General features: G+C 71.5%; 33 protein-coding genes and 1 pseudogene. 14 read left to right on the top strand and 20 right to left on the bottom strand.

The features are described from left to right. Window positions 1-3: 3 nt before the first annotated feature. The 8 genes and pseudogenes from AB0F03_RS07455 to AB0F03_RS07420 all read right to left on the bottom strand — a co-directional run. Window positions 4-348 (bottom strand): annotated as a pseudogene (locus tag AB0F03_RS07455) (pectate lyase); the annotation flags it as partial. A gap of 315 nt (window positions 349-663) precedes the next feature. Continuing rightward, window positions 664-1,113 (bottom strand): hypothetical protein, encoded by a 450-nt coding sequence (locus AB0F03_RS07450; protein ID WP_361987432.1) that lies wholly within the window; start codon window positions 1,111-1,113, stop codon window positions 664-666. A 145-nt stretch (window positions 1,114-1,258) separates the two neighbouring features. After that, entirely contained in the window at window positions 1,259-2,704 is a 1,446-nt protein-coding gene (locus tag AB0F03_RS07445) for a HAMP domain-containing sensor histidine kinase (RefSeq protein WP_361987430.1), read from the bottom strand. Further along, window positions 2,701-3,435: a response regulator transcription factor gene (locus AB0F03_RS07440; protein ID WP_361987428.1), complete on the bottom strand. Its 735-nt coding sequence runs from the start codon at window positions 3,433-3,435 to the stop codon at window positions 2,701-2,703. The genes AB0F03_RS07445 and AB0F03_RS07440 overlap by 4 nt, the downstream gene beginning before the upstream one ends. Before the next feature lie 90 nt (window positions 3,436-3,525). Beyond that, on the bottom strand, window positions 3,526-3,762 hold the full coding sequence (locus AB0F03_RS07435; protein ID WP_361987427.1) for a hypothetical protein: 237 nt from the start codon (window positions 3,760-3,762) through the stop codon (window positions 3,526-3,528). 58 nt (window positions 3,763-3,820) lie between these two features. Next, complete coding sequence (locus AB0F03_RS07430) at window positions 3,821-4,858, bottom strand: trypsin-like peptidase domain-containing protein (RefSeq protein ID WP_361987425.1); 1,038 nt, start codon at window positions 4,856-4,858, stop codon at window positions 3,821-3,823. 98 nt (window positions 4,859-4,956) lie between these two features. Next, entirely contained in the window at window positions 4,957-5,982 is a 1,026-nt protein-coding gene (locus AB0F03_RS07425) for a LacI family DNA-binding transcriptional regulator (protein WP_361987423.1), read from the bottom strand. A 95-nt stretch (window positions 5,983-6,077) separates the two neighbouring features. Next, the gene (locus tag AB0F03_RS07420; protein WP_361987422.1) at window positions 6,078-6,875 is read right to left on the bottom strand and encodes a response regulator transcription factor; all 798 of its coding nucleotides are present in this window, start codon (window positions 6,873-6,875) and stop codon (window positions 6,078-6,080) included. A 181-nt stretch (window positions 6,876-7,056) separates the two neighbouring features. Here AB0F03_RS07420 and AB0F03_RS07415 point away from each other — a divergent pair, with 181 nt between their 5' ends. From AB0F03_RS07415 to AB0F03_RS07405, 3 genes are read left to right on the top strand one after another with little or no spacing between them, the layout of a single operon-like run. After that, window positions 7,057-7,908 (top strand): alpha/beta fold hydrolase, encoded by an 852-nt coding sequence (locus tag AB0F03_RS07415; RefSeq protein WP_361987420.1) that lies wholly within the window; start codon window positions 7,057-7,059, stop codon window positions 7,906-7,908. Between the two features lie 56 nt (window positions 7,909-7,964). Then, complete coding sequence (locus AB0F03_RS07410) at window positions 7,965-8,219, top strand: MoaD/ThiS family protein (protein WP_356818073.1); 255 nt, start codon at window positions 7,965-7,967, stop codon at window positions 8,217-8,219. Window positions 8,220-8,221: 2 nt separating this feature from the next. After that, window positions 8,222-9,484, top strand: a complete 1,263-nt coding sequence (locus AB0F03_RS07405; protein ID WP_361987418.1) for a hypothetical protein — start codon at window positions 8,222-8,224, stop codon at window positions 9,482-9,484. 10 nt (window positions 9,485-9,494) lie between these two features. Here AB0F03_RS07405 and AB0F03_RS07400 read toward each other — a convergent pair whose 3' ends face one another. The 4 genes from AB0F03_RS07400 to AB0F03_RS07385 all read right to left on the bottom strand — a co-directional run bounded on the left by AB0F03_RS07400 (window position 9,495) and on the right by AB0F03_RS07385 (window position 12,077). Then, complete coding sequence (locus tag AB0F03_RS07400) at window positions 9,495-9,875, bottom strand: VOC family protein (protein WP_361987416.1); 381 nt, start codon at window positions 9,873-9,875, stop codon at window positions 9,495-9,497. Window positions 9,876-10,163: 288 nt separating this feature from the next. Further along, window positions 10,164-10,577 (bottom strand): arsenate reductase ArsC, encoded by a 414-nt coding sequence (locus AB0F03_RS07395; RefSeq protein ID WP_361987414.1) that lies wholly within the window; start codon window positions 10,575-10,577, stop codon window positions 10,164-10,166. Further along, complete coding sequence (gene arsB / locus AB0F03_RS07390; RefSeq protein WP_361987412.1) at window positions 10,570-11,685, bottom strand: ACR3 family arsenite efflux transporter; 1,116 nt, start codon at window positions 11,683-11,685, stop codon at window positions 10,570-10,572. The genes AB0F03_RS07395 and arsB overlap by 8 nt, the downstream gene beginning before the upstream one ends. Further along, window positions 11,682-12,077, bottom strand: coding sequence for a metalloregulator ArsR/SmtB family transcription factor (locus AB0F03_RS07385; RefSeq protein WP_361987410.1), 396 nt, complete (start codon window positions 12,075-12,077; stop codon window positions 11,682-11,684). The genes arsB and AB0F03_RS07385 overlap by 4 nt, the downstream gene beginning before the upstream one ends. An 80-nt stretch (window positions 12,078-12,157) precedes the next feature. Here AB0F03_RS07385 and AB0F03_RS07380 point away from each other — a divergent pair, with 80 nt between their 5' ends. Together AB0F03_RS07380 and AB0F03_RS07375 are read left to right on the top strand one after the other, a co-directional pair. Next, window positions 12,158-12,577, top strand: coding sequence for an ArsI/CadI family heavy metal resistance metalloenzyme (locus AB0F03_RS07380; protein ID WP_361987409.1), 420 nt, complete (start codon window positions 12,158-12,160; stop codon window positions 12,575-12,577). A 244-nt stretch (window positions 12,578-12,821) separates the two neighbouring features. Further along, window positions 12,822-14,075, top strand: a complete 1,254-nt coding sequence (locus AB0F03_RS07375) for a hypothetical protein (protein WP_361987407.1) — start codon at window positions 12,822-12,824, stop codon at window positions 14,073-14,075. A 72-nt stretch (window positions 14,076-14,147) separates the two neighbouring features. Here AB0F03_RS07375 and AB0F03_RS07370 read toward each other — a convergent pair whose 3' ends face one another. From AB0F03_RS07370 to AB0F03_RS07360, 3 genes are read right to left on the bottom strand one after another with little or no spacing between them, the layout of a single operon-like run. Then, window positions 14,148-15,329 (bottom strand): epoxide hydrolase family protein, encoded by a 1,182-nt coding sequence (locus AB0F03_RS07370; RefSeq protein ID WP_361987405.1) that lies wholly within the window; start codon window positions 15,327-15,329, stop codon window positions 14,148-14,150. Next, complete coding sequence (locus tag AB0F03_RS07365; RefSeq protein ID WP_361987404.1) at window positions 15,326-15,610, bottom strand: DUF397 domain-containing protein; 285 nt, start codon at window positions 15,608-15,610, stop codon at window positions 15,326-15,328. The genes AB0F03_RS07370 and AB0F03_RS07365 overlap by 4 nt, the downstream gene beginning before the upstream one ends. Beyond that, window positions 15,592-16,431 carry a helix-turn-helix transcriptional regulator gene (locus AB0F03_RS07360; RefSeq protein ID WP_361987529.1) on the bottom strand — a complete coding sequence of 280 codons (840 nt, stop codon included), beginning with the start codon at window positions 16,429-16,431 and terminating at the stop codon, window positions 15,592-15,594. Before AB0F03_RS07360 ends, AB0F03_RS07365 begins: the two co-directional genes overlap by 19 nt. A 166-nt stretch (window positions 16,432-16,597) precedes the next feature. Here AB0F03_RS07360 and AB0F03_RS07355 point away from each other — a divergent pair, with 166 nt between their 5' ends. Together AB0F03_RS07355 and AB0F03_RS07350 are read left to right on the top strand one after the other, a co-directional pair. Continuing rightward, on the top strand, window positions 16,598-16,999 hold the full coding sequence (locus AB0F03_RS07355) for a hypothetical protein (protein WP_361987402.1): 402 nt from the start codon (window positions 16,598-16,600) through the stop codon (window positions 16,997-16,999). Further along, window positions 16,996-17,310: a hypothetical protein gene (locus AB0F03_RS07350; RefSeq protein ID WP_361987400.1), complete on the top strand. Its 315-nt coding sequence runs from the start codon at window positions 16,996-16,998 to the stop codon at window positions 17,308-17,310. The genes AB0F03_RS07355 and AB0F03_RS07350 overlap by 4 nt, the downstream gene beginning before the upstream one ends. Window positions 17,311-17,407: 97 nt before the next feature. On the opposite strand, the gene AB0F03_RS07345 is transcribed toward AB0F03_RS07350, so the two are convergent. The 4 genes from AB0F03_RS07345 to AB0F03_RS07330 form a co-directional block, all read right to left on the bottom strand. Then, a complete protein-coding gene (locus tag AB0F03_RS07345) occupies window positions 17,408-17,695 on the bottom strand; it encodes a DUF1416 domain-containing protein (RefSeq protein WP_356818050.1) in 288 nt (95 codons plus the stop codon). A 48-nt stretch (window positions 17,696-17,743) separates the two neighbouring features. Continuing rightward, on the bottom strand, window positions 17,744-18,589 hold the full coding sequence (locus AB0F03_RS07340; protein WP_361987398.1) for a sulfurtransferase: 846 nt from the start codon (window positions 18,587-18,589) through the stop codon (window positions 17,744-17,746). 125 nt (window positions 18,590-18,714) lie between these two features. After that, window positions 18,715-18,795 (bottom strand): Ms5788A family Cys-rich leader peptide, encoded by an 81-nt coding sequence (locus tag AB0F03_RS07335; protein WP_351055874.1) that lies wholly within the window; start codon window positions 18,793-18,795, stop codon window positions 18,715-18,717. A gap of 215 nt (window positions 18,796-19,010) precedes the next feature. Then, window positions 19,011-19,748: a DUF2993 domain-containing protein gene (locus AB0F03_RS07330; RefSeq protein WP_361987396.1), complete on the bottom strand. Its 738-nt coding sequence runs from the start codon at window positions 19,746-19,748 to the stop codon at window positions 19,011-19,013. Window positions 19,749-19,878: 130 nt separating this feature from the next. Between AB0F03_RS07330 and AB0F03_RS07325 the strand changes: the two genes are divergently transcribed. Beyond that, window positions 19,879-20,142, top strand: a complete 264-nt coding sequence (locus tag AB0F03_RS07325; RefSeq protein WP_361987394.1) for a DUF3099 domain-containing protein — start codon at window positions 19,879-19,881, stop codon at window positions 20,140-20,142. Window positions 20,143-20,181: 39 nt separating this feature from the next. Here the strand turns inward: AB0F03_RS07325 and AB0F03_RS07320 are convergent, their stop codons facing one another. Next, window positions 20,182-20,544 (bottom strand): DsrE family protein, encoded by a 363-nt coding sequence (locus tag AB0F03_RS07320; RefSeq protein WP_111583976.1) that lies wholly within the window; start codon window positions 20,542-20,544, stop codon window positions 20,182-20,184. Between the two features lie 111 nt (window positions 20,545-20,655). On the opposite strand from AB0F03_RS07320, the gene AB0F03_RS07315 reads away from it, so the two are divergent. The 6 genes from AB0F03_RS07315 to AB0F03_RS07290 all read left to right on the top strand — a co-directional run bounded on the left by AB0F03_RS07315 (window position 20,656) and on the right by AB0F03_RS07290 (window position 25,509). After that, complete coding sequence (locus tag AB0F03_RS07315; protein ID WP_361987393.1) at window positions 20,656-21,447, top strand: hypothetical protein; 792 nt, start codon at window positions 20,656-20,658, stop codon at window positions 21,445-21,447. Further along, window positions 21,444-22,310, top strand: a complete 867-nt coding sequence (locus tag AB0F03_RS07310) for a hypothetical protein (RefSeq protein ID WP_361987391.1) — start codon at window positions 21,444-21,446, stop codon at window positions 22,308-22,310. The genes AB0F03_RS07315 and AB0F03_RS07310 overlap by 4 nt, the downstream gene beginning before the upstream one ends. Then, window positions 22,307-23,245 carry a hypothetical protein gene (locus AB0F03_RS07305; protein WP_361987389.1) on the top strand — a complete coding sequence of 313 codons (939 nt, stop codon included), beginning with the start codon at window positions 22,307-22,309 and terminating at the stop codon, window positions 23,243-23,245. The genes AB0F03_RS07310 and AB0F03_RS07305 overlap by 4 nt, the downstream gene beginning before the upstream one ends. 210 nt (window positions 23,246-23,455) lie before the next feature. After that, window positions 23,456-24,031, top strand: coding sequence for an FABP family protein (locus AB0F03_RS07300; protein ID WP_361987387.1), 576 nt, complete (start codon window positions 23,456-23,458; stop codon window positions 24,029-24,031). 65 nt (window positions 24,032-24,096) lie between these two features. Then, a complete protein-coding gene (locus AB0F03_RS07295) occupies window positions 24,097-24,534 on the top strand; it encodes a transcriptional repressor (RefSeq protein WP_361987385.1) in 438 nt (145 codons plus the stop codon). A 9-nt stretch (window positions 24,535-24,543) separates the two neighbouring features. Beyond that, entirely contained in the window at window positions 24,544-25,509 is a 966-nt protein-coding gene (locus tag AB0F03_RS07290) for a folate-binding protein (protein ID WP_361987384.1), read from the top strand. Window positions 25,510-25,556: the final 47 nt, after the last annotated feature.

Raw genomic sequence — 25,556 nt, 5'->3', positions numbered from 1 at the left:
GGTTCAGGACGCGGCGGGCGTCCAGTCGCCGAGCCAGTCGACGACATCCTCGTCCGCCGTGCGGGCGTCGCTGAGCTAGGGGCGGTCGGTGCTAGCCGCGCCCGCGCCGGGGCCGGTGTTGCGGTATTCGGCGAAGCGGTCGTCCTTCCAGGAGAAACCGCTCATGTCGGTGCACGGTGCGGACCGGACGGCGGCGCTCAGCGTGGTGTCGCGGACGGTGGTCTGCGGGGTCAAGGGTGGTCGCCGCCGGCGTGCCGGGGCCGCCCCCAGGTAGAAGGAGCGGTCGGCGACGTCGCCGGTCACGGCCGAGCTGGCGATCAGGAAGCCCTTGCGTACGGCCGCCACCGTGCCGCCGCCCTCCGCGCGGGCCAGGGTGACCTGGCCGCCCGCCTGGCGGACCGTACGGGCGACGATCGACAGGCCGAGGCCCGAGTCGGGCAGGGCACGGGCGCTGGAGGAGGGGCCGGGTGAGCACCGCCGTGGCACCGAGGCGAAAACATCGAAAACGAACTGGCCCCCGAGCCGCTCAACCTCCCCCAGGCCATGGCAAAGAGATTTTCACCACTAGGTCAGACCCACTGAGCATGACGAAACAGCAGTCTCGTTGAGGCGTCCTGATCGGATTCTCTGGTGCCGAGAAGAGGGGTCCTCTTGGCCCTTCGATCAGGACTTCACGTCGCGCTCGGGGGAGCAGCGGCTGAAGGAGCCCTTTACGGCGCACACCCACATTTTGTAGGTATGGTTCTCCGGCAGGTCGCCAGTGGCAGTGCCCGTTGCCGGGCTCTCAATACCTTGAGTGGATGCCGTCCGGCCATCGCTCAGGTGAGCCACGATGGCGTATCCGTCGGCCAGGCCATCGTGCGCGATGAGCTTGTCGCCATCCGAAATCCACCGGGCATATCCGGCGGTCTTGTTCTTGGTCTCGTTCGTTACAAGGGTTTCGTACACGCCCTGGATTTCAAGCGGGGGTCGAGAAAAGCTGAAGTCGTCGTTGACCGCGACGGCGGGCGCCGGACTTGCCCCCGTCATCAGCAATCCGGCCGTCAGGGCGGCGACTCCGCCCAGTGTCACGAGTTTCGACTTGCAGGTGAACCACATGGTTTCCCCGTTCATGTAGTTGTCATAGTCACGCCAACCCTAGCAGGCAGTCGAAGGCATACGGGGTGGTTCGGCTTCCGGGTTTAGTGCCCGCTCTGCCAGCAGCCGCAGACGGGTGACAACGCATGGTCGCGTGCCATGCCCCGGCCGGAGTGAACCGTCAGGGTGTCTCCGGCGGCGGGGTCGGCGCTCCCGGCAGCCGTACGGCCGCCACCGTGCCGCCGCCCTCCGCGCGGGCCAGGGTGACCTGGCCGCCCGCCTGGCGGACCGTACGGGCGACGATCGACAGGCCCAGGCCCGAGCCGGGCAGGGCGCGGGCGCTGGGGGAGCGCCAGAACCGGTCGAAGACGTAGGGAAGTTCGTCCTCGGGGATGCCGGGTCCGTGGTCGCGGACCGTCAGCTCGCCCCCGCTCAGCCGCACGTCGACCGTGCCGCCACCGGGGCTGAACTTCACCGCGTTGTCGAGGATGTTGACGACCGCCCGCTCCAGCGCGGCGGGCTCCGCCCGGACGAACCAGGGCTCCAGCTCGGCGGTGATCTTCAGTTCCGGGCCGCGCAGCCGTGCCCGGCGCAGGGCCGCCTCGACCGCGTCCTGGAACGCGGTGACCTGGACCCGCTCGCCGCGCTGGTTCTCCGTGCGGGACAGCTCCTGGAGGTCGCCGATGAGGGCGGCCAGTTCGGTCATCTGCGCCTTCACCGAGGCGAGCAGCGCCTTGCGGTCCGCCGGCGGGATCGGGCGGCCGGTCTCCTCGCTGCGGCTGAGGAGTTCGATGTTCGTGCGCAACGACGTCAGGGGTGTGCGCAGTTCGTGGCCGGCGTCCGCGATCAGCTGCTGCTGGAGGTCGCGGGAGCTGGCCAGGGAGGCGGTCATCGAGTTGAACGACCGGGAGAGCCGGGCCACCTCGTCCTCGCTGTCGTCCTGGACGGGGATGCGGATCGTCAGGTCCTCGGTGCGGGCGACGTGTTCCACGGCCTCGGTGAGCTTGTCGACCGGACGCAGCCCGGCCCGGGCGACCGCGAGTCCGGCGGCTCCGGCGCCGACGACACCGATCGCGGACACCAGGAGCAGGACCAGGGCCAGGTCGTTGAGGGTCTTCTCGGTGCTCTTGAGCGGCAGGGCGACGAGCACGCCGATGTTGGGTCCGCGCCCGCCGCTCGCGGTGGAGGTGGGGCCGAACGGCTGGGTGAGCACGCGCAGCTCGTTGCCCTCGCTGTCGGTGCCGTTGCGGAAGTAGATGACGCCGGGCTTCAGGTCCGCGATCTCGGACTTGTCGCCCTGGGTGACCCGGATCCTGCCCGAGGCGCCACCGAACAGGCAGACCTGGCCGTCCTCGGTGACCACCTGGGAGTACCGGTCCCGGAACAGGCCGTTGCTCTGCGGGGTGTCGGTGCAGTGCTCGAGGGTGTCCCGGAGCTGGTCGGTCTGTGTCGTGGCCCGCAGCGACTTCTTCAAGTCCTCGTCCAGCTGGTCGTACAGCTTGCCCTGCACGATGAACCAGCACGTCACCGAGACCGCCGCCACCGCGAACGCGACCGCCGCCGCGACCAGCATGGCCAGCCGGGCGCGGATCGGCAGCGCCCGGTAGCGGCGCACCAGCTGGTTCACTCGGCGCCGCCCTGGCGCAGGACGTATCCCACGCCGCGCACGGTGTGCACGAGGCGGGGCTCGCCGCCGGCCTCGGTCTTGCGGCGCAGGTACATGACGTAGACGTCGAGGGAGTTGGACGACGGCTCGAAGTCGAAGCCCCAGACGGCCTTGAGGATCTGCTCGCGGGTGAGGACCTGGCGCGGATGGGCCATGAACATCTCCAGGAGCGTGAACTCGGTGCGGGTCAGTTCCACCTGCCGCGTACCGCGCGTCACCTCCCGGGTCGACAGGTCCATGCGCAGGTCGGCGAAGGTGAGGGCGTCGTCCTGTTGGGCCTCGGCGGACACGGTGACCGCGTAGGAGCTGCGGCGCAGCAGGGCGCGGATGCGGGCGAAGAGCTCGTCCAGCTCGAACGGCTTGACCAGGTAGTCGTCCGCGCCCGCGTCCAGGCCGGTGACCCGGTCCCCGACCGTGTCGCGGGCCGTGAGCATCAGGATGGGGGTGGTGTCACCGGTGCCGCGGATGCGGCGGGCCGCGGTCAGGCCGTCCATGCGCGGCATCTGGATGTCGAGGACGACCAGGTCCGGCTGATAGGCGGTGGCCTTGTCCAGGGCGTCCGCGCCGTCGACGGCGACCTCGGTGTCGTACCCCTCGAAGGCGAGGCTGCGCTGGAGTGCCTCGCGTACGGCCGGTTCGTCGTCGACGATCAGGATGCGCTGGGGGTCACGGTCGCCTTCGGCGGGGCTCATCGCTCGCGGTTCCTCGGGGTGTGGTGGGTGGCCCGGTCGGGGGCTTCCAGCCTCGCACGGTCCCGGGCCGGACAGCGGGCAGGCCGGGCCTCAGACGCCGAGCGTGCTCAGGCTGCGCATCGTGTTGAGCCGGTTCAGCGGCACCTTGCGCCGGTGCGGCCGGGCGGCGGAGGTGCGCAGGCCCATCAGCTCGGGGACGCGGGCGGGGATGATCTCGGGGGCGCGGGCGGTCCCGGTGGCCGCGTGCAGCTCGTGCGCGACCGAGAGGGCGACGGTCAGGTCGGCCGGGCCGCGGCCCGCTTCCTGGTGCGTGACCTGCTGGATCATGGCGTGCTCCCTGCTGGCTGGACGGACACCGGCCGGACGGGTGCCGGCCGGGCGGCCGTCAGTTCTGTGCACCCGCCCTGAGCTTGGCCAGGTCGGACTTGACGGTGTTGACGGGGATGGCGAAGCCGAGGCCGACGCTGCCCGCGTCCGAGGACGAGGACGACTGCGCGCTCGACGCGTACATCGCGGAGTTGATGCCGATGATGTGACCGCTCGCGTCGATCAGGGCACCGCCGGAGTTGCCGGGGTTCAGGGACGCGTCGGTCTGGATGGCCTTGTACGTGGTGGTGGACGAGCCGGTGTCGCCGTTGAACTCACGGCCGCCGAACTGGAACGGCCACTGTCCGTCGCCGCCCTGGCCCTGGCCCTGGCTCTCCTCGGTGGGCACGGTGACGTCCCGGTTCAGGGCGGAGACGATGCCGCTGGTGACGGTGCCGGTCAGGCCCTCGGGGGAGCCGATCGCGACGACCGTGTCACCGACCTGGACGCTGCCGGAGTCGCCGAGCGCGGCCGTCCTCAGACCCGAGGCGCCCTGGAGCTTGATCAGGGCGAGGTCCTTGGAGCTGTCGGTGCCGACGACCCGCGCGGGGTAGCTTCTGCCGTCGCTGGTGCGCACCTTGACCGAGGTGGCGCCGGAGATGACGTGGTTGTTGGTGACGATCTCGCCGCCGGAGGTGATGACCACACCGGAGCCGGTGGAGGTGCCGTTGCTCAGCGTCGCGTTGATCTCGACCACGCTGGGGCTGACCGCCGCGGCGATCGCGGCGACGTCGCCCTTCTTGGCGGCCGGCACCACGGTGGTGCTGCTGCCGGCCACGGCGACGGAGTCCGGGCCGGCCAGCTCCTGGAAGGCGTACGCGGTGCCGCCGCCGACGGCCGCCGCGACGATCGCGACCGCCGCGAGCAGGGCCACCGGCCTGCGGGGGCGCTTCTGCCGCGGCGCCGGCTGCGGGGCGCCGGCCGCCGGCACCGGCGCGTACGGCGGCGGGGGCGGCCACTCGGGGTTCACGGGAGCGGAGTAGCTGTGCTGCTGGGGGTACGCGCCCTGGGTGTCGCCGTACCCGTACTCGCCGCTGCGGCGGATGCTCTCGGTCATGACAGAAGAGTCCCCCGCGACCATGAGAGCTTCCTGAGTGCACCCTGAGAAGCCCGGCAGAACCTCGTTCGCCCGATATGAAGGGCGGCCGGGGCCGGTCAGCCCAGGCAGCCGCAGGAGGTCCGCACCACGAGCCGCGACGGGAACGTCTTCAGCCGCTCGCGCCGCGACCCGGCGACGCGCAGCCCGTCGTCCAGCACCAGGTCGACCGCCGCCCGGGCCATCGCCGAGCGGTCGGAGGCGACCGTGGTCAGCGGCGGGTCGGCGAGCGCGGCCTCCTTGATGTCGTCGAAACCGGCCACCGCGAGCTGCCCGGGCACGTCGATGCGCAGTTCGCGCGCGGCCCGCAGCAGGCCGATCGCCTGGTCGTCGGTGGAGCAGAACACCGCGGGCGGCCGGTGCGGGCCGGCGAGCAGCTCCAGGGCGACGCGGTAGGCGTCGTAACGGTTGTACGGCGCCTCGAACAGCCGGCCCTCGGTGGGCAGGCCCGCCTCGGTCATGGCCCGCCGCCAGCCCTCGACGTGGTCGGACACGGGGTCGCCGACGGCCGGTGTCTGTGCCGTGCCGCCCATGCAGGCGACGTACTCGTAGCCGTGTTCCAGCAGGTGGCGCACGGCGAGGTGGGCTCCGCCGAGGTCGTCCGTCACCACGGCGACGTCGTCGATGGCCTCCGGGCGTTCGTGCAGCAGCACCACCCGGGCGTCCCAGGCGTCGATCTCGGCGGCGGCGCTGTCGTTCAGCGCGTGGGAGACGAGGATGAGCCCGGAGACGCGCATGCCGAGGAAGGCGCGCAGATAGTGGACCTCGCGTTCACCGATGTAGTCGGTGTTGCCGACGAGGACCATTTTCCCGCGCTCGGAGGCGGCCTGCTCGACCGCGTGCGCCATCTCGCCGAAGAAGGGCTGGCGGGCGTCCGGGATGATCAGGCCTATGAGGTCCGTGCGGCGGGACGCCATCGCCTGGGCGACCCGGTCGGGCCGGTACCCCAGCTCCTTGATCGCGGCGAGTACACGCTCGCGCGTGGCCGGTGCGACCGGCCGGGGTCCGTTGTTGATGACGTAACTGACGACGGCGGTGGAGGTCCCCGCCAGCCGTGCCACATCATCCCGAGTCACCTTGGCCACGCGCGGAGTCTACGCGGATTGACCCGCCCTGGGCAGGGCGTATCACATCCCGGCCGGCCGGGCCGGGCACCCCGCCCGGCCCCTGCCGCCCGGCCCTACGCCTCGGCGTGGATCTCGACGCCGTCCAGGACGGCGGTCGGCGTGTCCTCCGTCTTGGCCCGCCCCGTCCTGGCCTGTGCCTCGTCGGCGGGGCGTTCCTTCTTGTCGGCGGACCGCTCGGGCTTCTCGGGCGTCACGAAGCGGTAGCCGACGTTGCGTACGGTCCCGATCAGCGACTCGTGCTCCGGGCCGAGCTTGGCGCGCAGCCGCCGTACGTGCACGTCGACCGTCCGGGTGCCGCCGAAGTAGTCGTAGCCCCACACCTCCTGGAGCAGCTGGGCGCGCGTGAAGACCCGGCCCGGGTGCTGGGCGAGGTACTTGAGCAGCTCGAACTCCTTGAAGGTCAGGTCGAGGACCCGGCCCTTGAGCTTGGCGGAGTAGGTCGCCTCGTCCACCGAGAGGTCACCGTTGCGGATCTCCATCGGGGAGTCGTCGTTGACGATCTGCTGGCGGCCCATGGCCAGCCGCAGCCTCGCCTCGACCTCCGCGGGACCTGCGGTGTCGAGGAGCACGTCGTCGATGCCCCAGTCGGCGGTGACGGCGGCGAGGCCGCCCTCGGTGACCACGAGGATCAGCGGACAGCCGGGTCCGGTGGAGCGCAGCAGCTGGCACAGGCTGCGCACCTGTGGGAGGTCGCGGCGGCCGTCGACCAGGATCACGTCGGCGCCCGGGGTGTCGACCAGTGCGGGGCCCTCCGCCGGGGCGACCCGCACGTGGTGCAGAAGCAGGCCGAGGGCGGGAAGCACCTCCGTCGACGGCTGGAGGGCGTTGGTCAGGAGCAGCAGAGAACTCATACGTCTGGTTCCTCCTCGGTCCCTGCGAGGACGTGTGCGGTGCGGCACTGCTCTGCGATCCCGAAGGCCCCGTACACCTGCGGTCACCTGAGGTTTCCCGCTTCGTATACAACGCTTCCGAAAGCACGAAAGGACCCGGGGGCTACGCTGCCCGAGTCCTCTGCCCAGCAGAATAGCCCACATGAGCAACCGTCCGGCAGGTCATGTGGCAGGTTCCACCATTCGTCCGAATGCCGAGACAGGCAGACGGGGCCCTATCCGGACGTTCCTGCGCACGCCCGACGGAATTCCGGTCGAGGCCGTATACGATCCCGGCGCCGCCGCGCCCTCGGCATCCCCGGACGCCTCCCGTGCACCCGCCCGTGACCTGGTGTTCGTGATCGCCCACGGGTTCACCGGGGACGTGGACCGGCCGCACGTGCGCCGGGTGGCACGCGTCCTGCGCGCTCACGGCGCGGTCGTCACCTTCTCCTTCCGCGGCCACGGACGCTCCGGCGGCCGGTCCACGGTCGGTGACAAGGAGGTGCTGGACCTCGCCGCCGCCGTGGAGTGGGCCCGCGGCCTCGGGCACGCGCGCGTGGTGACCGTCGGCTTCTCCATGGGCGGCTCGGTCGTCCTGCGGCACGCGGCGCTGCACCCGGGCACGGTGGACGCCGTGGTCTCGGTGAGTTCACCGGCCCGCTGGTACTACCGGGGCACCGCCCCCATGCGCCGCCTGCACTGGCTGGTCACCCGTCCCGCGGGCCGCCTGGTCGGCCGCTACGGCCTGCGCACGCGCATCCATCACCGGGACTGGAACCCCGTACCGCTCTCCCCGGTGCAGGCGGTCCCGCGGATCGCCCCGACCCCGCTGCTGGTCGTGCACGGCGACCGGGACGGCTACTTCCCCCTCGACCACCCCCGGATGCTCGCCGAGGCGGCCGGTGACCACGCGGAACTCTGGGTCGAGGCGGGCATGGGCCACGCGGAGAACGCGGCGGACGAGGCCCTGCTGGCCCGGATCGGGGACTGGGCGGTGTCGGCGGCGGGCTAGCCTGACCCCACACTGTCTTTGTCCATGTCTTTTCCTGCCGTCGAGTGAGGATCGAGATGCCCAAGGTCACGGTGCGGTACTGGGCCGCCGCCAAGGCCGCGGCCCAGGTCGCCGAGGAGCCGTACGAGGCGGACACGCTGGCCGACGCGCTGGCCGCCGTGCGCGCACGGCACCCCGGTGAGCTGACGCGCGTGCTGAAGCGGTGCTCCTTCCTCGTCGACGGCGACCCGGCCGGGACCCGAGCGCATGAGACGGTACGGCTGGCCGAGGGCGGCACGGTCGAGGTGCTCCCGCCGTTCGCAGGAGGATGAGCATGACCGACCAGCCGTACCAGGGCGGCCCCTACGAGGGCTACGACCAGCATCAGAACCAGCAGCACTGGCCCGGGCACGAACCGCAGCAGGGGCAGCAGCCCGGGCACGATCCGGAACTCACCCAGCAGTGGCAGGGTCAGACCTGGGAGACGCAGACGCACGCGCCGCTGCCGGACCCGGCGTATCCGCCGCGGCAGGAGCAGCAGCCGTATCCCCAGCCGGCGTACCAGCAGCCGTACGGGCAGCCGTACGGGCAGGAGCGGCACCAGCAGGAGCAGTACCCGCCGTACGAGGGCTCGTACGGCGGCGGTTCCCACGCCGGCGGTTCCTACGGCGGCGGCGCGTACGCGGAGGCCTACGCCCCCGCGCAGCACCCCGAACCGGCCCCGGAACCGGCCCGGATCCCGGCGCCCACCCCTGCTCCTGCCCCCGCGCCCGCGCCCGCGCCGGAGGCCGAGGAGGCGCCGGAGTACGGTCCCGCCACCCTCGCCGGCAACGCGCGGATCACCGACGCCCAGCGGGCCCGCCTGGAGGGCCGCTCACCGGTCATCGAGCCCGGCATGCAGCCCGCGGCGCTCACCGCCGTACTGGGCCTGCTGCTGGCCGTGACGGCGCCGGTCGCCTCCTACGCGCTCGTCGTGCCGCTCGTGGTGCTCCAGGCGGTGACGGCGGCGGGCTGGTTCCGGCTGAACGGCATGTGGCCGGCCCGGCAGGGCATCGCGCTGGCCTTCGCGGGCGCGCTGACGGCCGACGTGGCCGTCCTGGCGGCCGGCCCCGACCACGCCCTGGTGGCCATCCTCGGTTCGCTCGGCCTGTGGGTCCTGCTGTCCCTCGTCCTCCAGCTGCGCTCGCACGCCTCGGCGGACGAGCGGATATACGGCCTGATGGCGACGGTCGCCTCGGCGGCGCTCGCCGTGCTGGCGACCGGGTTCCTGGCCGCCGGCGCGCACGCGGTGTCGGTGGGCGCGGCGGCGGTCGCGGTGGCCGTCCTGGCCCGCGCCCTGCCCCTGCCGACCCCGGCGTCGGTCGCAGTGTCCGTGCTGGCCGCGGCGGGCGCGGGGATCGCCGTCGGCTCGATGACCGGTTTCGGTACGACGGGGGCGCTGCTGGGCGGGGCCGCCGGGGTGTGCGCGCTGATCGGCCACCGGGTCGCGAGCTACGACTACCCGTCCCGCTTCGTCCACTTCACGGCCGGCGTGGCCCTGCCCCTGTCGGCGGCGGCACCCGTGGTGTGGCTGCTGGGACGGGCGCTGGGCCACTAGGGCAGCGCCGTCAGAGCGGGTTGAGGCGGGCCTTGAGGAGGCAGAACTCGTTGCCCTCGGGGTCGGCGAGGACGTGCCACTCCTCCTCGCCGGTCTGGCCGATGTCGGCCGGGCGCGCCCCGAGCCCCAGCAGGCGTTCGAGCTCGGCGTCCTGATCGCGGTCGGTGGGGTTGACGTCGATGTGCAGCCGGGACTTCCCCGGCTCCGGCTCGTCCCTGCGGCTGAGGAAGATGGTCGGCTGCGGCCCGCCGAACCCGTCGCGCGGCCCGATCTCGAGGCTGCCGTCCTCCTCGCGGCCGAGTACGACGAAGTCCAGGACCTCGCACCAGAACCGCGCCAGCACCTCGGGGTCGCGGCAACCGAGCACGAGTTCACTGATACGACATGCCATTGAGGAAACCTGCTCTCAGCGTCGGAAATGTCGGGATCGACCGCCCGAGACCGTACCGAGCGGGACGAGCGGGCGCGAAGCATATCCGGGGCTTTCCGCGCCACGTCATGACCGGGCGAGGGTGCGCGCGCTCATCCGAAGCCGTCCCCCTGCCCGGTGAACCCGGCTTCGTCGAGCGGTTCGGACCACACGTGTTCGTCCAGGACCCGGCGGCGCATGGTGGTCGCCACACCCGCACCGGCGCGCTCACCGGCTCCAGCACACGTACCGCGACGGAGTCGGGTGCAGTCAGGCGGGTTCCGGCAGGAGTGTGGTGAGCAGGGTTCGGGTGCGCCGCTCGATCTCGTCGCGGATCGGGCGGACGGCCTCGACGCCCTGGCCGGCGGGGTCGTCGAGGTTCCAGTCGAGGTAGGTCTTGCCGGGGAAGACGGGGCAGGTGTCGCCGCAGCCCATCGTGATCACCACGTCGGACGCCCGCACGGCCTCGACGGTCAGTACCTTCGGTGTCTCGGCCGACATGTCGATGCCGGCCTCCGCCATCGCCTGTACGGCGGCCGGGTTCACGGCATCGGCCGGTGCGGAGCCGGCGGACCGTACCTCGACCCGGCCGTGGGAGAGGTGGGTGAGGAAGGCGGCGGCCATCTGGGAGCGTCCGGCGTTGTGGACGCACACGAACAGCACGGACGGCTTGGGCTCAGACACGGGCGGAACCTTCCGGAGCGGTGACCGGTTCGGCCACCGGGGCGGGCTGGGGGAAGAAGCGGCGGGCGGCGAGGGCGACGTACACCAGGCCGATCAGGACGGGTACCTCGATGAGGGGGCCGACGACTCCGGCGAGGGCCTGCCCGGAGGTGGCGCCGAACGTGGCGATGGCGACCGCGACGGCCAGCTCGAAATTGTTGCCCGCGGCGGTGAACGCCAGCGTCGTCGCCCTCGGGTGATCGAGTCCGACCGTGCGGCCGGCGGCCATGGACCCGGCCCACATCAGCGCGAAGTACGCCAGCAGCGGCAGCGCGATCCGGGCGACGTCCAGCGGCTGGGAGGTGATGGCGTCGCCCTGGAGGGCGAAGAGCACGACGATGGTGAACAGCAGCCCGTACAGGGCGAACGGGCCGATCCGGGGGATCAGCTTCGTCTCGTACCAGGTACGGCCCTTGGCCTTCTCGCCGACGCGGCGGGTGAGGAATCCGGCCAGCAGCGGGATGCCGAGGAAGATCAGTACGGAGCGGGTGATCTCCCACACCGACACGTGCAGCGCGGTCTGCTCCAGTCCGAGCCGGCCGGGCAGCACGCTGAGGTAGAACCAGCCCAGCGCGGAGAACGCGATCACCTGGAACACGGAGTTCAGCGCCACCAGGACGGCGGCGGCCTCGCGGTCGCCGCAGGCGAGGTCGTTCCAGATGACGACCATGGCGATGCAGCGGGCGAGGCCGACGATGATCAGCCCGGTGCGGTACTCGGGCAGGTCCGGCAGGAAGAGCCAGGCGAGCGCGAACATCAGCGCCGGGCCGACGATCCAGTTCAGCACCAGCGACGGGATCAGCAGGCGGCGGTCGCGGGTGACGGTGTCGAGGCGGTCGTAGCGGACCTTCGCCAGGACCGGGTACATCATCACCAGCAGCCCGAGCGCGATCGGCAGCGAGACCCCGGTGACGGTCACCTTCGCGAGCGCGTCCCCCAGGCCCGGGACGAGGCGGCCCAGGCCGAGGCCGGCGGCCATCGCGGCGAGGATCCACAGGGCGAGGAACCGGTCCAGGAACGACAGCCGGCCGGCGACCGGTCCGGCGGACGCGGCGGTGCCGGTGCTCACGAGGCGGCCCCGGCGGACCCGGGCAGGGGTGCTCCGGTGGGGCGGGTGAGGACCGCGGCCAGCTGGTCGGTCATCTCGGGCAGCAGCCGGTAGTACACCCACGTCCCGCGCCGCTCGGAGCCGATCAGTCCGGCCTGCCTCAGCAGCTTGAGGTGATGGGAGATCGTGGGCTGCGACAGGTCGAAGGCGGGGGTGAGGTCGCAGACGCAGACCTCGCCGCCCGCCCGTGAGGCGATCAGTGACAGCAGCCGCAGCCGCACCGGGTCGCCCAGCGCCTTGAACACCTTCGCCAGCGTCTCGGCCCGGACCTCGTCCAGGGGAGCGGTCAGCAGGCCGGGACAGCATCCGTCGGCGTCGTCCCGGCCGAGCACCACGACCTCTTGTTTCGACATGCCTCTATGTTGACGTTCTTCGATCCAAGGCGCAAGGTTGCATCGACAGGCATCGATCCAACCTGATCGGAGTGACCGTCATGTCCCGTGTCCAGCTCGCGCTCCACGTCGCGGACCTCGAGGCGTCCGTCGTCTTCTACTCCAAGCTGTTCGGTGTCGAGCCCGCCAAGCGGCGCCCCGGTTACGCGAACTTCGCGATCACCGCCCCGCCGCTCAAGCTCGTCCTCATCGAGGGCGAGCCCGGCCAGGAGACCCGCCTCGACCATCTCGGCGTCGAGGTCGACACCACCGACGAGGTCACCGCCGCCGCCACCCGCCTCAAGGACGCGGGGCTCGCGACCTTCGAGGAGAACGACACGTCCTGCTGCTACGCCCTCCAGGACAAGGTGTGGGTCCACGGCCCCGGCAAGGAGCCGTGGGAGGTCTACGTCGTCAAGGCCGACGCCGACCGGATGGGCGCGCGTCCCGTCCCGGGCGGAGCTACCGGGTGCGGGTGCTGACCGGCCACCGGCGGTGGCTCCGCCGGCGAAGTCCGAGCCGGTGATGGTGACCGAGCAACCCGCCTCCCCCGGCGGGACGGCTATGACGATCTTGTCCGTCCGTAGATGATCCCACCCGGTGAGGACTCCGATCAGGGGGGCGGCCAAAGGAGTGATGTCGGCAAGTTCCGAGGTCACGGCGGTGTTTGTTGCGAGATTGTGATCACGCTCGGTACCGCGAGCATGACGCAGAGGAGTCCGCCGCATGTCCACGCCCGTTGTCAGCATCTTCACCCCCCTCAGCCCCCCGGAAGCCGCCCCGCGAGCCCTGGCCGCCGCCCCCTATGACACCCACTGGCCGCTGGACGGCGGCACCGCCTGGGTGTTCTACAGCTCTGCGGACCAGACGCAGGTCAAGCGGCCGGTGATCCTCGCCGACGGGTTCTCCCTCGGGAAGAGCAACGTGGACGCCCTGTACGACGGTCTGGAGAACGGCGCGTTCCCGTTCGTCACCGCGCTGCGCGAGCAGGGCCACGACCTCGTGCTCCTCGGTTTCGACGAGCGGTCCGCGTCGATCCTCGACAACGCCGCCGTCGCGATCGAGTGCATCAAGAAGGCGATCGACGACCGCGAAGGCTCCGCCCCGCTGACGGTGGGCGGCTTCAGCATGGGTGGCCTGGTCACCCGCTACGCCCTGGCCAAGCTGGAGAGCGAGGGCTTCCGTCACGAGACCGAGACCTACATCTCGTACGACACCCCGCACCGCGGCGCGTGGCTCCCCATCGGCGTGCAGGCGTTCGCGCACTACGTGCGGCAGCACTGGGGCGGGATGCCCCTGGTCGGTGAGCTGCTCGGCCGCTTCTCCACGATGGTCAACAGCCCGGCCGCGCGCCAGCTGCTGCGCTGGCACATCGAGACCCCCGAGGGTGCCGCGGACCAGGCCCGGGCGCGCACCGACTTCCTCGACGAACTCGCTCGGGTCGGCAGCTGGCCGACCAACGTCCGGCTGCTCGGTGTCGCCAACGGCGCGGGCAACGGCATCGGTAACGCCATCCCCAAGGGTGTGTCCGCGATGAGCAGCACGGGTCCCGTCCTGAACGGCACCGAACTCTTCACCCAGGACATCGGCAACCCGGTCGTCGCCAACCTGCACGGGGCGAACAAGGAGTCGGTCGTGGTCCGCACCGACGGCCTGCCCGACATCGACGGCGCCCCCGGCGGTCTGTTCCCCGTGACACCCGGCCTGCCCGGCAACCCCGCCAACTTCGGCACCGCCGCCATGCTGGCCGAGACGCTCGACCGCAAGCCGGCCGAACTGGTCTACAACGCCAGCGTGTTCGTCCCCACCGTCAGCGCCGTGGCCGCGGGCGACATCGACGACCGGCACATGCTGTACGGCAAGGTCGACCCGGAGGCCAGCGAGCTGGACGAGTTCCTGTGTGCCAGTGAGAACGAGGGGCACACCGTCATGACCGAAGAGCTGGGCCGGTGGATCCTGGACCGGATCTCGGCCGGCTGACCACGTGCGGGCGCGGGGAGCCGCTCACACGGCTCCCCGCGCCGTCAGGCGGTGCGGCCGGTGTTCGTCCGCTCAGGACGCGGTCGCGTCGCGCAGGCCGCGGAAGAAGGCCCGGATGTCGCCGACGAGCAGGTCCGGCTGCTCCATCGCGGCGAAGTGCCCTCCCCGGTCGAACTCCGTCCAGCGGACGATGTTGTCGGTGCGTTCGGCGATGTGGCGCAGGGCGATGAAGTTCTCCTGGGGGAAGGCGGCGAACGCGGTAGGCGTGGTCGAGGGCTCGGGCGGATCTCCCCGGTAGGCCGCGTGGGCACGCTCGTAGTAGATGCGCCCGGCCGAACCGGCGGTCCCGGTCAGCCAGTACAGCATCACGTTGGTCAGGAGATGGTCACGGTCGACGGCGTCCTCCGGCCGGTCGACCGAGTCCGTCCACTCCTTGAACTTCTCGGCGATCCAGGCGAGCTGGCCGACGGGTGAGTCGGAGAGCGCGTAGGCGAGGGTCTGCGGACGCGTGGACTGGATGTCCGCATAACCCTGCTGGTCCCGGCTCCACGCCCGCATCCGCTCCCAGGAGGCCCGGGTGCGCTCGCGTTCGGCGGGGTCGAGGGCGGCGAGTTCCGCCTCCGTCGGCTCGGCCGTGGCCCCGGCGCCCGGGATCAGGTTCAGATGGACGCCGATGACGTGGTCGGGGCGGATGCGCCCCAGTTCGCGGGAGACGGCCGCGCCCCAGTCGCCGCCCTGAGCCCCGTAACGGGGGTGGTCCAGGCGGCGCATCAACTCGGCGAACGCGGCCGCGACACGGCGGTACTCCCAGCCCCTTTCGCGGGTGGGGCCGGAGAACCCGAAGCCGGGGATGCTCGGCAGGACCAGATGGAAGGCGTCCGCGGGGTCGGCGCCGTGCGCCCGGGGGTCGGTGAGCGGGCCGGCGATCCGCTCGAACTCGACGATGGACCCCGGCCAGCCGTGCGTGATGATCAGGGGCGTGGCGTCCGGCTCCGGCGAGCGGATGTGCGCGAAGTGGATGTTCGCGCCGTCGATGGTGGTCGTGAACTGCGGCCACCGGTTCAGGCGGGCCTCCGCGGCCCGCCAGTCGTACTCATGCCGCCAGTAGTGCGCGAGTTCCCGCAGGTAGTCACGCGGAACACCGTAGGACCAGCCGACGCCCGGCAGTTCGTCCGGCCAGCGGGTCCGGTCGAGGCGGTACCTCAGATCGTCCAGCTCGCTCTCCGGGATCGAGACCCGGAACGGTCGGATCATCCGAGCGGGCTCTCGTGCTTGATCCCGGACACGAAGGCCACCCAGGTGCTCGCCCGGAAGACGAGGGCCCCACGGGCGGGGGCCTTGCTGTCCCGGACGGGGACGACGGAGGGGAGGTTGTCGGCTACCTCCAGGCACTGGCCGCCGTCCGAGTTGCTGTAGCTGCTCTTGCGCCAGTCAGCGCCCAGGAAGTCGTCGGAGACTTCGACGCAGTCGCCGCCCGTCGTGTTACTGCGGCTGCTCTTGCGCCACGTCGCTCCGCTCAGGTCGATGACTCGCAAGGCTCCTCCAACATCCGCAGGATGAACGTCTGCGACTCGGCCGGGTACAGCGACAGGTCGCGCACTGCATCATAAGTGCGCTGCAAATGCTCAACCTCGCTGTTTTCCTCGATCAGTTCGCCGCGTACATCGTTCTCGGTGTAGGCAACGGTACGGCCGTCCAGCAGTCGCAGGAACTTCACAGCGGTGTTCATCAAGCCATGAGGGCCGGCGCCGAAGGGCAGTACGTGAAGCGTGATATTCGGTCGCTCCGACGCCTCTGCCAGGTACTCCATCTGTTCCCGCCAGGCCCTCGCGTCACGCAGCGGAGTCCGCAGCACCGCTTCGGAGAGGATGACGCGGAACGGCGGGGCGTCGTCACCTTCCAGCAGCATGCGTCGCCCTACACGCGCCTCGACCTGCTGGTCCAGCTCTGATCCTCTGAGGCCGCCTGCTGCTAGCGCCTCACGCGCGTATCCGGCCGTCTGCAAAAGACCGGGCGGCGCGCTCACCGCGTAGTGCCACAGGCTGATCGCCTCCGACTCCAAAACCATGTACCGCCGATACTGCTCCCTGAACTGCGTCGGGTCGGCGACCGCCAGTTCCCACAGGGTCACCAGCAGCCCCGGGGTGCCGTAGTACTGGTCCAGTGCCTGTACGACCTCGGGACCGCCCAGGGTCTGACCGCTCTCCATCTTGCTGAACTGGGACGAGTCCCAGCTCACCTCCTTGGCGAGGTCCCGCAGGGACAGGCCGCGTTCGCCGCGCAGGCGCCGCAGCTCCTCGGTGAACCGCGTCCTCGGTTCCTGGCTCCGTCCCGTGATCACCAGCCGTTGTGGCATCGCGCTCCTGTCGAATTTGTTGAATTTGGCGGGCCCAGCGTTGAATTTGGGCCTCTCAGCAGCCCGAACGCGCTTTTCGTGGGCCATGCTCGTAGACATTCCGAACACGCAGGGTAGTCCTACGTATGCGCTGCGCTCAGGCGTTCATGGAAAGGAGCAGGCCGCGATGACAACGACGTCGGAGCCCCACGAGCCGGGACGTCTCCTCTACGACCCGGCCACCGACAAGGTCGGCGAGTACCGCGACCGGGCCGGCCCGTACGCGTTGCTGCGCCCCGTCGGCGGTGGGGTGGAGTGGGAGGCCGACCCGGCGACGCTGCGTCCGGCCACGGACCGCGAGCGGCTCGGTGCGTGTGTCCGGGCCGCCAACCGCCGCACGGGGGCACTGCCTTCGCTGCCTCCGCCGCTGGACGACGTCAGCCGGCCGCCGCGCCCCGTCCCCGGCTGTGCCGCCTGCGCGGAGCTGGTGGCGCGACGGGAGGACGTGCGGACGGCGTACGACCGCAGCGCCGAGACCGACGCCAATGTGCTGCTGCGCCAGCACCAGCGACAGGAGCACCGGGCATGACGGTGACGGAGGGGCTGCCGTACGAGGAGTGCGGGCGGTGGGGGGAGCGCTCGCCTCGGGACGGGACGGTCTCGTGGCCGGCCTACGCCCTGCCGCCGTTCCGCCCGGCGCCCAGGCCGCCCGTCTCCCGGCCACCCGCGCCCAGGCCGCCCGTCTCCCGGCCGCCCGTGGCCCGGCCGTACGTGCACCGGTCCGGGCGTCGGGTCCGGCGGGTGGTCGACGGCGCGGCGGTGAGCGGCGTGCTCACCGCGCTCTGCGCCGCCGCGTTGCTCGTGACCGTGGTTCTCGCGACCGTCCGGACGCGGGGCTGACGGACGGTCAGGGGACAGCCGAAAGGCCGCACCCCCCACTGGCGTCCAACCCAGGGGATGCGGCCCTCAGCCGTCGGTGAGTCTGCCCTCGGGCAGCTCAGACCGCGATCGCGACCTCGGCCAGGCCGCCGTGCTGGGCGACGACCGTGCGGTCGGCCGTGCCGCCCGGGACCAGCGCCCGGACGGTCCACGTGCCCTCGGCCGCGTAGAAGCGGAACTGGCCGGTCGCGGAGGTGGGAACCTCGGCGGTGAACTCGCCGGTCGAGTCGAGCAGTCGGACGTAACCGACCACGGGCTCGCCGTCGCGGGTCACGTGGCCCTGGATCGTGGTCTCACCGGGCTTGATGGTCGAGGCGTCCGGGCCGCCGGCCTTCGCTCCACACATACTGTCTCTCCGTAAGGGGTCTGACCGGGAAGGTCGGTCGGAAATGGGTTACTTGCCGGAGCCGAGTTCGATCGGCACGCCGACGAGGGAGCCGTACTCGGTCCAGGAGCCGTCGTAGTTCTTGACGTTCTCCACGCCGAGCAGCTCGTGCAGCACGAACCAGGTCAGGGCCGAGCGCTCACCGATGCGGCAGTAGGCGATCGTGTCCTTGGCCAGGTCGACGTCCTCCGCGACGTAGAGGGCCTTCAGGTCCTCGTCCGACTTGAACGTGCCGTCGTCGTTGGCGTTCTTCGACCACGGGATGTTCTTGGCGCTCGGCACGTGACCCGGGCGCTGCGACTGCTCCTGCGGCAGGTGCGCCGGGGCGAGCAGCTTGCCGGAGAACTCGTCGGGCGAGCGGACGTCGACCAGGTTCTGCGCGCCGATCGCGGCGACGACGTCGTCCCGGAAGGCGCGGATCGCCTTGTTCTGCGGCTGGGCGGTGTAGTCGGTCTTCGGACGCTCGGGAACCTCGTCACCGGCGACCAGCTCGCGGGCGTCCAACTCCCACTTCTTGCGGCCGCCGTCGAGGAGCTTGACGTTCTCGTGGCCGTACAGCTTGAAGTACCAGTAGGCGTACGACGCGAACCAGTTGTTGTTGCCGCCGTAGAGGATCACCGTGTGGTCGTTGGCGATGCCCTTCTCCGACAGGAGCTTCTCGAAGCCCTCCTGGTCGACGAAGTCACGGCGGACCGGGTCCTGGAGGTCCTTGGTCCAGTCGATGCGGATCGCGTTGCGGATGTGGTTCTTCTCGTAGGCGGACGTGTCCTCGTCCACCTCGACGATCGCGATGGTCGGGTCGTCCAGGTGCTCCTGGAGCCAGTCGGCGTCGACCAGGACGTCGCTGCGGCTCATGCTCTTTCTCCTCCGGGGCAGTTACGGCGGGGCGTGCGAAGTAACGAGGGGCGCGCGCTCGGTGCCCGAGCGGCGCACGAATGCCCTGACGACAGGGCGGTGAGATGCGGGAGCAGGGCTCCCGCTCAGAAGGGGCGACAGAGCATGGCGGCAACGCGGCACAGGTCCACTGCCCGCCGCTTCGTGAGATCCGCCTGTCGCCTCATGACGACGATCGTAGGGACGTACGGGCGGGCATGTCACCGGCGTGTCACATGGCGAGACGCGATCGTCCGAATGGCGGGATATGAAAAGCGCCCGGGGGTCCTCCGGGGACCTCCGGGCGCTCACGCGGACCACCGCGCCTACGCTGCGAGCGGGACCGTCTCGCCAGTCGGACAATCGGTGTCCACCGGCGGTCCGGGCCCGCGACGCTGCTCGACTACCCCGCCAGCCTCACGCCCGAACCCTTCACGCTGATCCTCACGCCGTCGGACGCGGCCTGCACCTTGTCCAGCTTGATGCCGCCGGGCAGCTGGTCGATGGCCTGCTGGAAGTCGGTGATCTCGCGGACGCGGCTCTCGACGAGGGTGGCGGGTCCCAGCTTGGGCAGGGAGTCCGCGTGCACCTCGACCCTGTCGTTCACCACGGCCACCGAGCTGAGCACGGACACCGTCTGCGTCAGCCCCAGGGACGCGACGGTTCCCTCCACCGCGACCTTGATCTTCCCGTTGCCGCCGTCGGAGAGCCCGACGATCCGGGCGGTGACCCCGGGCGCCACCTCGGTCGGCTCGGACTTGGCGGTCTTCAGCAGCTCGGCGTACGAGACCGTCGCGGTCCCGGTCGCGCTGTCCGCGACGGCGGAGCTGTAGTCGCCGGAGAACTCCACGCCCTTCATGTGGGCCTTCAGGTCGTCCACACGGATGGTCCTGCCGGCCTTGCCCGTCGCCGCCCGGTAGTCGTCGATGCCGACCTCGACGTCATCGAGGGAGCCGCCCGCCACCTGGGTGAGGAACGGGAAGCCCTTGATGTCCACGTGCGGGGTGGACGCCAGGTTCTCCGTCGTCTTCAGTCTGTCCGCGGCCTTGCCCTCCGCGAAGTGCACGGCGACCCGGTCCGCGATCACGAACAGCCCGCCCAGGATCACGACGAGGATCAGCAGTATTCGCAGGGCGCGCATGTGGTGGGTCCCCCGGGTCGGTGACGGTGGTCGGGATGCGTACGTCTACGCCACGGTAACCCCGCGGGTGCCGGGGGGACGGGCATTGTCGATCAGTTGTGACAGGGCCGTCCGGCCCTACCCTGGAAGCATGTACGCCCGGCGGCGGCACCTGTACTTCGCCATGATGGGGATCTGCATCGGCCTCTTCGTCCTGGCGTGGGGGGTCGTGCGCATGTGGTCCGTGCCGGCGGCCGTCGGCATGTGCGTCGTGGCCATGGTCATCCCGCCCGTCGCGGCGATGGTCGCCAACCGCCGCGGCCCGGAGGACCGCTGGTGGGACGACCCGTCCGGGGACCCGGAGTCCGACGACTGGTGGGACGAACTGGACGGCCGGAAAGGCCCGCGCCCCTGACGCCGGTCGAGGGGCCCGGTACACGAGCGGCCGTGGGGCTCAGTACACGAGCGCCTGGGTGTCGTCGGCCAGCGCCTCCTGCACGAACACCTGCGCGCCCGCGATCCGCACGCCCTCGACGACGTCCTTCTCCGTGATCTCCCGGCGGGCGGCGCACTGCGTGCACAGCGTGACCCGCCCGGCCGCGAGGACCGAGTCGATGAGGTCCGGCAGCGGTGCCGCGTGCGGCAGTTCGAACTCCGCGGCCCGGCCCGGCAGCGCGAACCAGGACGACTCCCCGGTCAGCCACAGGGAGACCTCGACGCCGCTGGCCACGGCCACCGCGGCCACCGTGAACGCCTGCGAGCAGCGCTCGGGGGCGTCCGCCCCGGCCGTCACCTTGATCACGAGCTTTTTCGCCATGACCGAATCGTAATGCGCTTGCCCACAACTGCATGCGCATGCCATCAGTCTCCGATGCGTGCGCGGACGAGGAAGCCGCGATTTTCGTTCCCTGGGGGGAGATCCGTGGAAGTGTCCGAGACGACCGGTCCCGAGCCGGAGATCACCGGCCCGGCCGAGCCGGGGGCCGCCGGTACCGGGGCGGCCGGCGCGCGGCCGGCGCGGCGGCGGGGCCGTACGCCGGTGTTCCTGGCCGGTGCCGCCCTGCTCGGCCTGATCGCCGGCACCTGCGCCGGCTACCTCGTCCAGGCCGGCCGCGCACCCACCCCGCTGCCCCCGCTGTCCCAGCCGACGCTCACCCAAGCCCGGGGACCCGCGCCGGAACCGCTGTCCGCCGCCCAGGACCACAAGGTCAGGACCGACGGCGACCTGCGCCGACTCCTGTTGAAGAAGCCGGCGGGCGCGCGCGAGACCCCGTACGGCGGGGACCGGGACGGCTGGCTCGAACTGCTCCAGGTCGCCGCGTCCTACAACAGCCCCGCGAACGCCTACGGCTGGCAGCTCAGCCAGGAGTTCCGCCGCGCCGCGACCGCCGGCTGGCGTGAGGACGGCGACCGCACGGTCGTGATCCACCTGTTCCAGTACCGGCAGGAGGACACGTTCGGCGCCCGTGACGCCGCCAAGGGCGACTACATCTCCGCCGCGGAGGGGGGCGGCGCCGACAGCTGGGCGATCCCCGGCACGGGCGACGGCACGGCCTACGCGCGGCGCACGCCCGAGACCGCGTTCGGCGGGAGCGTGTACACGGCGGAGGCGCACGCGTGGCGCGGGGACATCGCCATGGAGATCTACATGTACGACACCCACCCGGTCCCGAAGAAGACGATCGTGGACCTGGCGAAGCGGCAGATGGAGCGGCTGTGACGAACGGAAGCACCGAGCACGAAGCACAGCCGGTCCCGCCGGGGACACCCGCGCCCGCCACGGCCCCGGAGGACCCCGCCGACGCTGCCGTACCGGACGGACCCGGCCGCCCCCGCCGCTTCCGGCGTCGTCCCGCGCTCGTGGCCGGTGCCACCGCGCTGCTGCTCGGCGTGGTCGCGGCGGTCAGCGTCACCGCGGTCACCGTGTACTACGCCCGCCTCGCCCCGGGCGCCGCCACCTGGCACCTGCCCGAGCCCTCCGAGGGCCGGCCGGGCAAGCCCGCGGCGACCGGGCTGAGCGGCCTGCTGCTGCCCTACGGCGAGGACCGGTACGGGCGCGGCCCGGACGTGGCCGAGTTCGGCTCCGACACCGAGCTGTCCGGCCGGCAGGCCACCGCCCTGCGCAAGCGGTCGCTGGCGGCGCTGCCCCGTTCCCAACGGCTGCTGCTGGAACGCCAGATCGACCGGAACCCGATCAAGGGCATGGCGATGCGCAGCTACCTGAGCGCCCCGCGGACGACCGACGCGGAGGGCGCCTCCGGGCGGGTGTTCACCCTGGAGATCGTGCTGACCCGCATGGACCGGCGGACCGCGCGCTCCTCGACGGCCGGGCAGCGGGAGTTCCTGGCGGCGATGAAGAACCTCCGCAAGGGGCCGGCCGTCGAGGGACACGACGACGCCGGGTGCTTCCTGCCGCCAGCCGGCTGGACCGACGAGCTCGACATGATGGTGTGTTCCGGGTACGTCGGAGACGTCCTGGTCACCGCCACCGCGACCGCGGCCGGGCCGCTGGACCAGAAGGGGGTGGCCGACATGGTCGCCGCCCAGCTCGACCGCATCAAGGACCCGGGGAAGGCCGTATGACCGAGCGGACACAGGCGGAGCGACCGGGCGTCGGCCCTGCGGCCCAGCGGGGCGTGGAGCCGGAGGCCCGACCGGGCGTGGAGCCGGAGGCCGGCCCTGCGGCGGCGGGTGTGCCGGCGTTGCCCGGGAGTGCCCCGCGTCTCCCCGGCCCCGGCCCCGGCCCGCAGGAGGGCCGCGGGCTGGTGCGGGGCGTGCTGCGGTGGACGGCCGGCGTCGCCGTGTGCGCCCTGGTCGCGTCCGGGACGGCGTACGGGATCACCCGGGCGGACCGGACGGACCTGCCGGGCCTCGCCACCCTCTCCGACGGGCGCTGGGACTACCCCGATCTGGTCAGGCCGCCGCTGCCGGCCGGCAGCCCGGGACCGCTCGCGGCGGCGAACCGGACCGGCACGCACTACGCCGACCTGCGTGCCCTGCTGCTGCCCGCACCCGAGGGGGCCACGCCGGACCCGGCACCGCGCGGCGCGGGCGGATGGCAGACGACGAAGGACTTCCTCGCCCCGTACACCGGCGCGGACAACCGCCGGGAGCTGGGCCAGACTCTCACCGACTACGGCCTGCGGCACATCGCGGCCCGCGGCTGGACCACCCCGGACGGCACCCGCACCCGGATCGAGCTGCTGCAGTTCGACAGCGCCGTCGTCGCCGACGACCTGCTGAACGATCACCTGGTCCGCGCCGCGGAGCCCGCCTACCTGGTGCGCGGCACCGACCACGACGAACTGGACGTCACCTTCCCGGCCAAGGCGCAGATGGGGGGCGAGGTCACGCTCGTGCCGTACGCGGAGATGAAACCGTACGGCGCCGAGCAGGTCCGGCAGGCGTACCTCGCGGCCGGGGACACCGTCGCGATCATCACCCAGGCCCGCAAGGGTGGGGCGGACGCCGTCCCGTTCCGGCAGACCGTGACCCTCCAGACCGAGCTGCTCACCTGAGCAGACCTCGTCGGGAGGGCGGGGTCCGGGCCGCGTAAGCTGGTCTGCGGCTCTGTCGTCCGTCCACCTTCGCTCAAGGAGCACCCGTGGAACTCTTCTACGAAATCCTGCTCGTCCTGGTCTGCGTCGGCGTGCTGGCCTTCGCCGGTCTGACCGTGAAGAAGCTGTACCAGGGCCAGCGCTGACCCACCCCAAGGAAAGCTGTCGCTCATGATCGAGATCCCGTCCGACCTGCACAAGGACCTCGTCCCGCTCGTTTTCCTGCTCGGCAACTGGGCCGGTGCGGGCGTGTACGACTTCCCCGGCTCGGAGAAGTGCAACTTCGGGCAGGAGGTCGCCTTCACCCACGACGGCCGGGACTTCCTCGAGTACCGCTCCCACACCTGGGTGCTGGACGGCGACGGCAACAAGATCCGCCCGCTGGAGTCCGAGTACGGCTTCTGGCGGATCGACGCCGACCGCAAGGTCGAGGTGACGATGACCCGCGACGACGGCGTCATCGAGATCTGGTACGGCGAGCTGGCCGACAAGAAGCCCCAGATCGACCTGGTGACGGACGCCGTCGCCCGCACGGCCGCCTCGCAGCCGTACAGCGGCGGCAAGCGGCTGTACGGGTACGTGAAGGGCGACCTGATGTGGGTCGGCGAGAAGCAGACCCCCGAGGTCCCGCTGCGCCCCTACATGTCCGCGCAGCTGAAGAAGGTCGTCACTCCGGACGACGTCGAGCGCTGGGCTAAGGCCCTGCCGGACGACCTCCCGGACGACGGCATCGCCTTCTTCAAGTAGGCGGGCGGCGCCCACTGCCCGCCGGTCGCCCCGGACCCACCGGCGGGTGGTCCTAGACTTCCAGTGTGGTGAGCACCGACTGGAAGAGCGACCTCAGGCAGCGCGGCTACCGGCTGACGCCGCAGCGCCAGCTTGTCCTCGAAGCCGTGGACACCCTCGAACACGCGACCCCCGACGACATCCTCGTGGAAGTGAGGAAGACGGCGTCGGGGGTCAACATCTCCACCGTCTACCGCACGCTGGAGCTGCTGGAGGAGCTGGGCCTGGTCAGCCACGCCCACCTCGGCCACGGCGCGCCGACGTACCACCTCGCCGACCGCCACCACCATCTGCACCTGGTGTGCCGGGACTGCGAGAACGTCATCGAGGCGGACACCGGGGTGGCCGCGGAGTTCACGGCCAAGCTGCGCGAGCAGTTCGGGTTCGACACCGACCTGAAGCACTTCGCGATCTTCGGCCGGTGCCAGGACTGCTCCCTGAAGGGCTCAACTACCTCGTCGTAGGCTTGCGGTATGAAGAGCCCCCTGCTGTCCCTGCCCGGCGCCGTCCCCGCCGAGGGCGTGGACGAAGGCGTCGCCGCCCACTACGGCGACCTGTTCCGTGAACAGCGCGCCCTCGCCGACGGCACCGGCTTCGTCGATCTCTCGCACCGCGGTGTCGTCACCGTCAGCGGCGAGGACCGGCTGAGCTGGCTGCACCTGCTGCTCACCCAGCACGTCAGCGACCTGCCCGCGGGCGAGGCCACCGAGGCCCTGATCCTCTCCGCGCACGGACACATCGAACACGCGCTGTACCTGGTGGACGACGGCACGACCGTCTGGGCACACGTGGAACCCGGCACCCAGGAAGCGCTGATCGCGTACCTGGAGTCGATGAAGTTCTTCTACCGGGTGGAGGTCGCCGACCGGACCGCGGACATCGCCGTGGTGCACCTGCCCGCCGGCTCGATCACCGAGCCGCCCGCGGACGTGGTCGTCCGCGAGACGCCGTACGGCCGTGACCTGTTCCTGCCGCGCGCCGCGCTGGAGGACTTCGCCGCCGGGCACGGACCGGCCGCCGGGATCCTCGCCCACGAGGCGCTGCGCGTGGAGCACCACCGGCCCCGGCTCGGCTTCGAGACCGACCACCGCACCATTCCGCATGAGCTGGGCTGGATCGACACGGCCGTCCACCTCCAGAAGGGCTGCTACCGGGGGCAGGAGACCGTGGCCCGGGTGCACAACCTGGGCAAGCCGCCCCGGCGGCTGGTCTTCCTGCACCTGGACGGCAGCGAGGTCCACCTGCCGCCGGCGGGCACGGAGCTGCGGCTGGCCGACGAGGAGCCCGACGGCCGGAAGATCGGGTTCGTCACCACGTCCGTACGCCACCACGAACTGGGACCCGTGGCCCTGGCCCTGGTCAAGCGGAACGTCCCGCTCGACGCGCGGCTCCTGGCCGGGGACACGGCCGCCGCCCAGGAGGTCGTCGTGGCGCCCTAGGACCGGAGCGCCGGGCGGCCCTGGTCCCGTGGGGTCCCCGGCGTCCC

This window comes from Streptomyces sp. NPDC028722, assembly GCF_040637655.1.
Lineage (GTDB): Bacteria > Actinomycetota > Actinomycetes > Streptomycetales > Streptomycetaceae > Streptomyces.
Note: the sequence above shows the minus strand (reverse complement) of the source record. Positions and strands in the feature narration are given on the sequence as shown.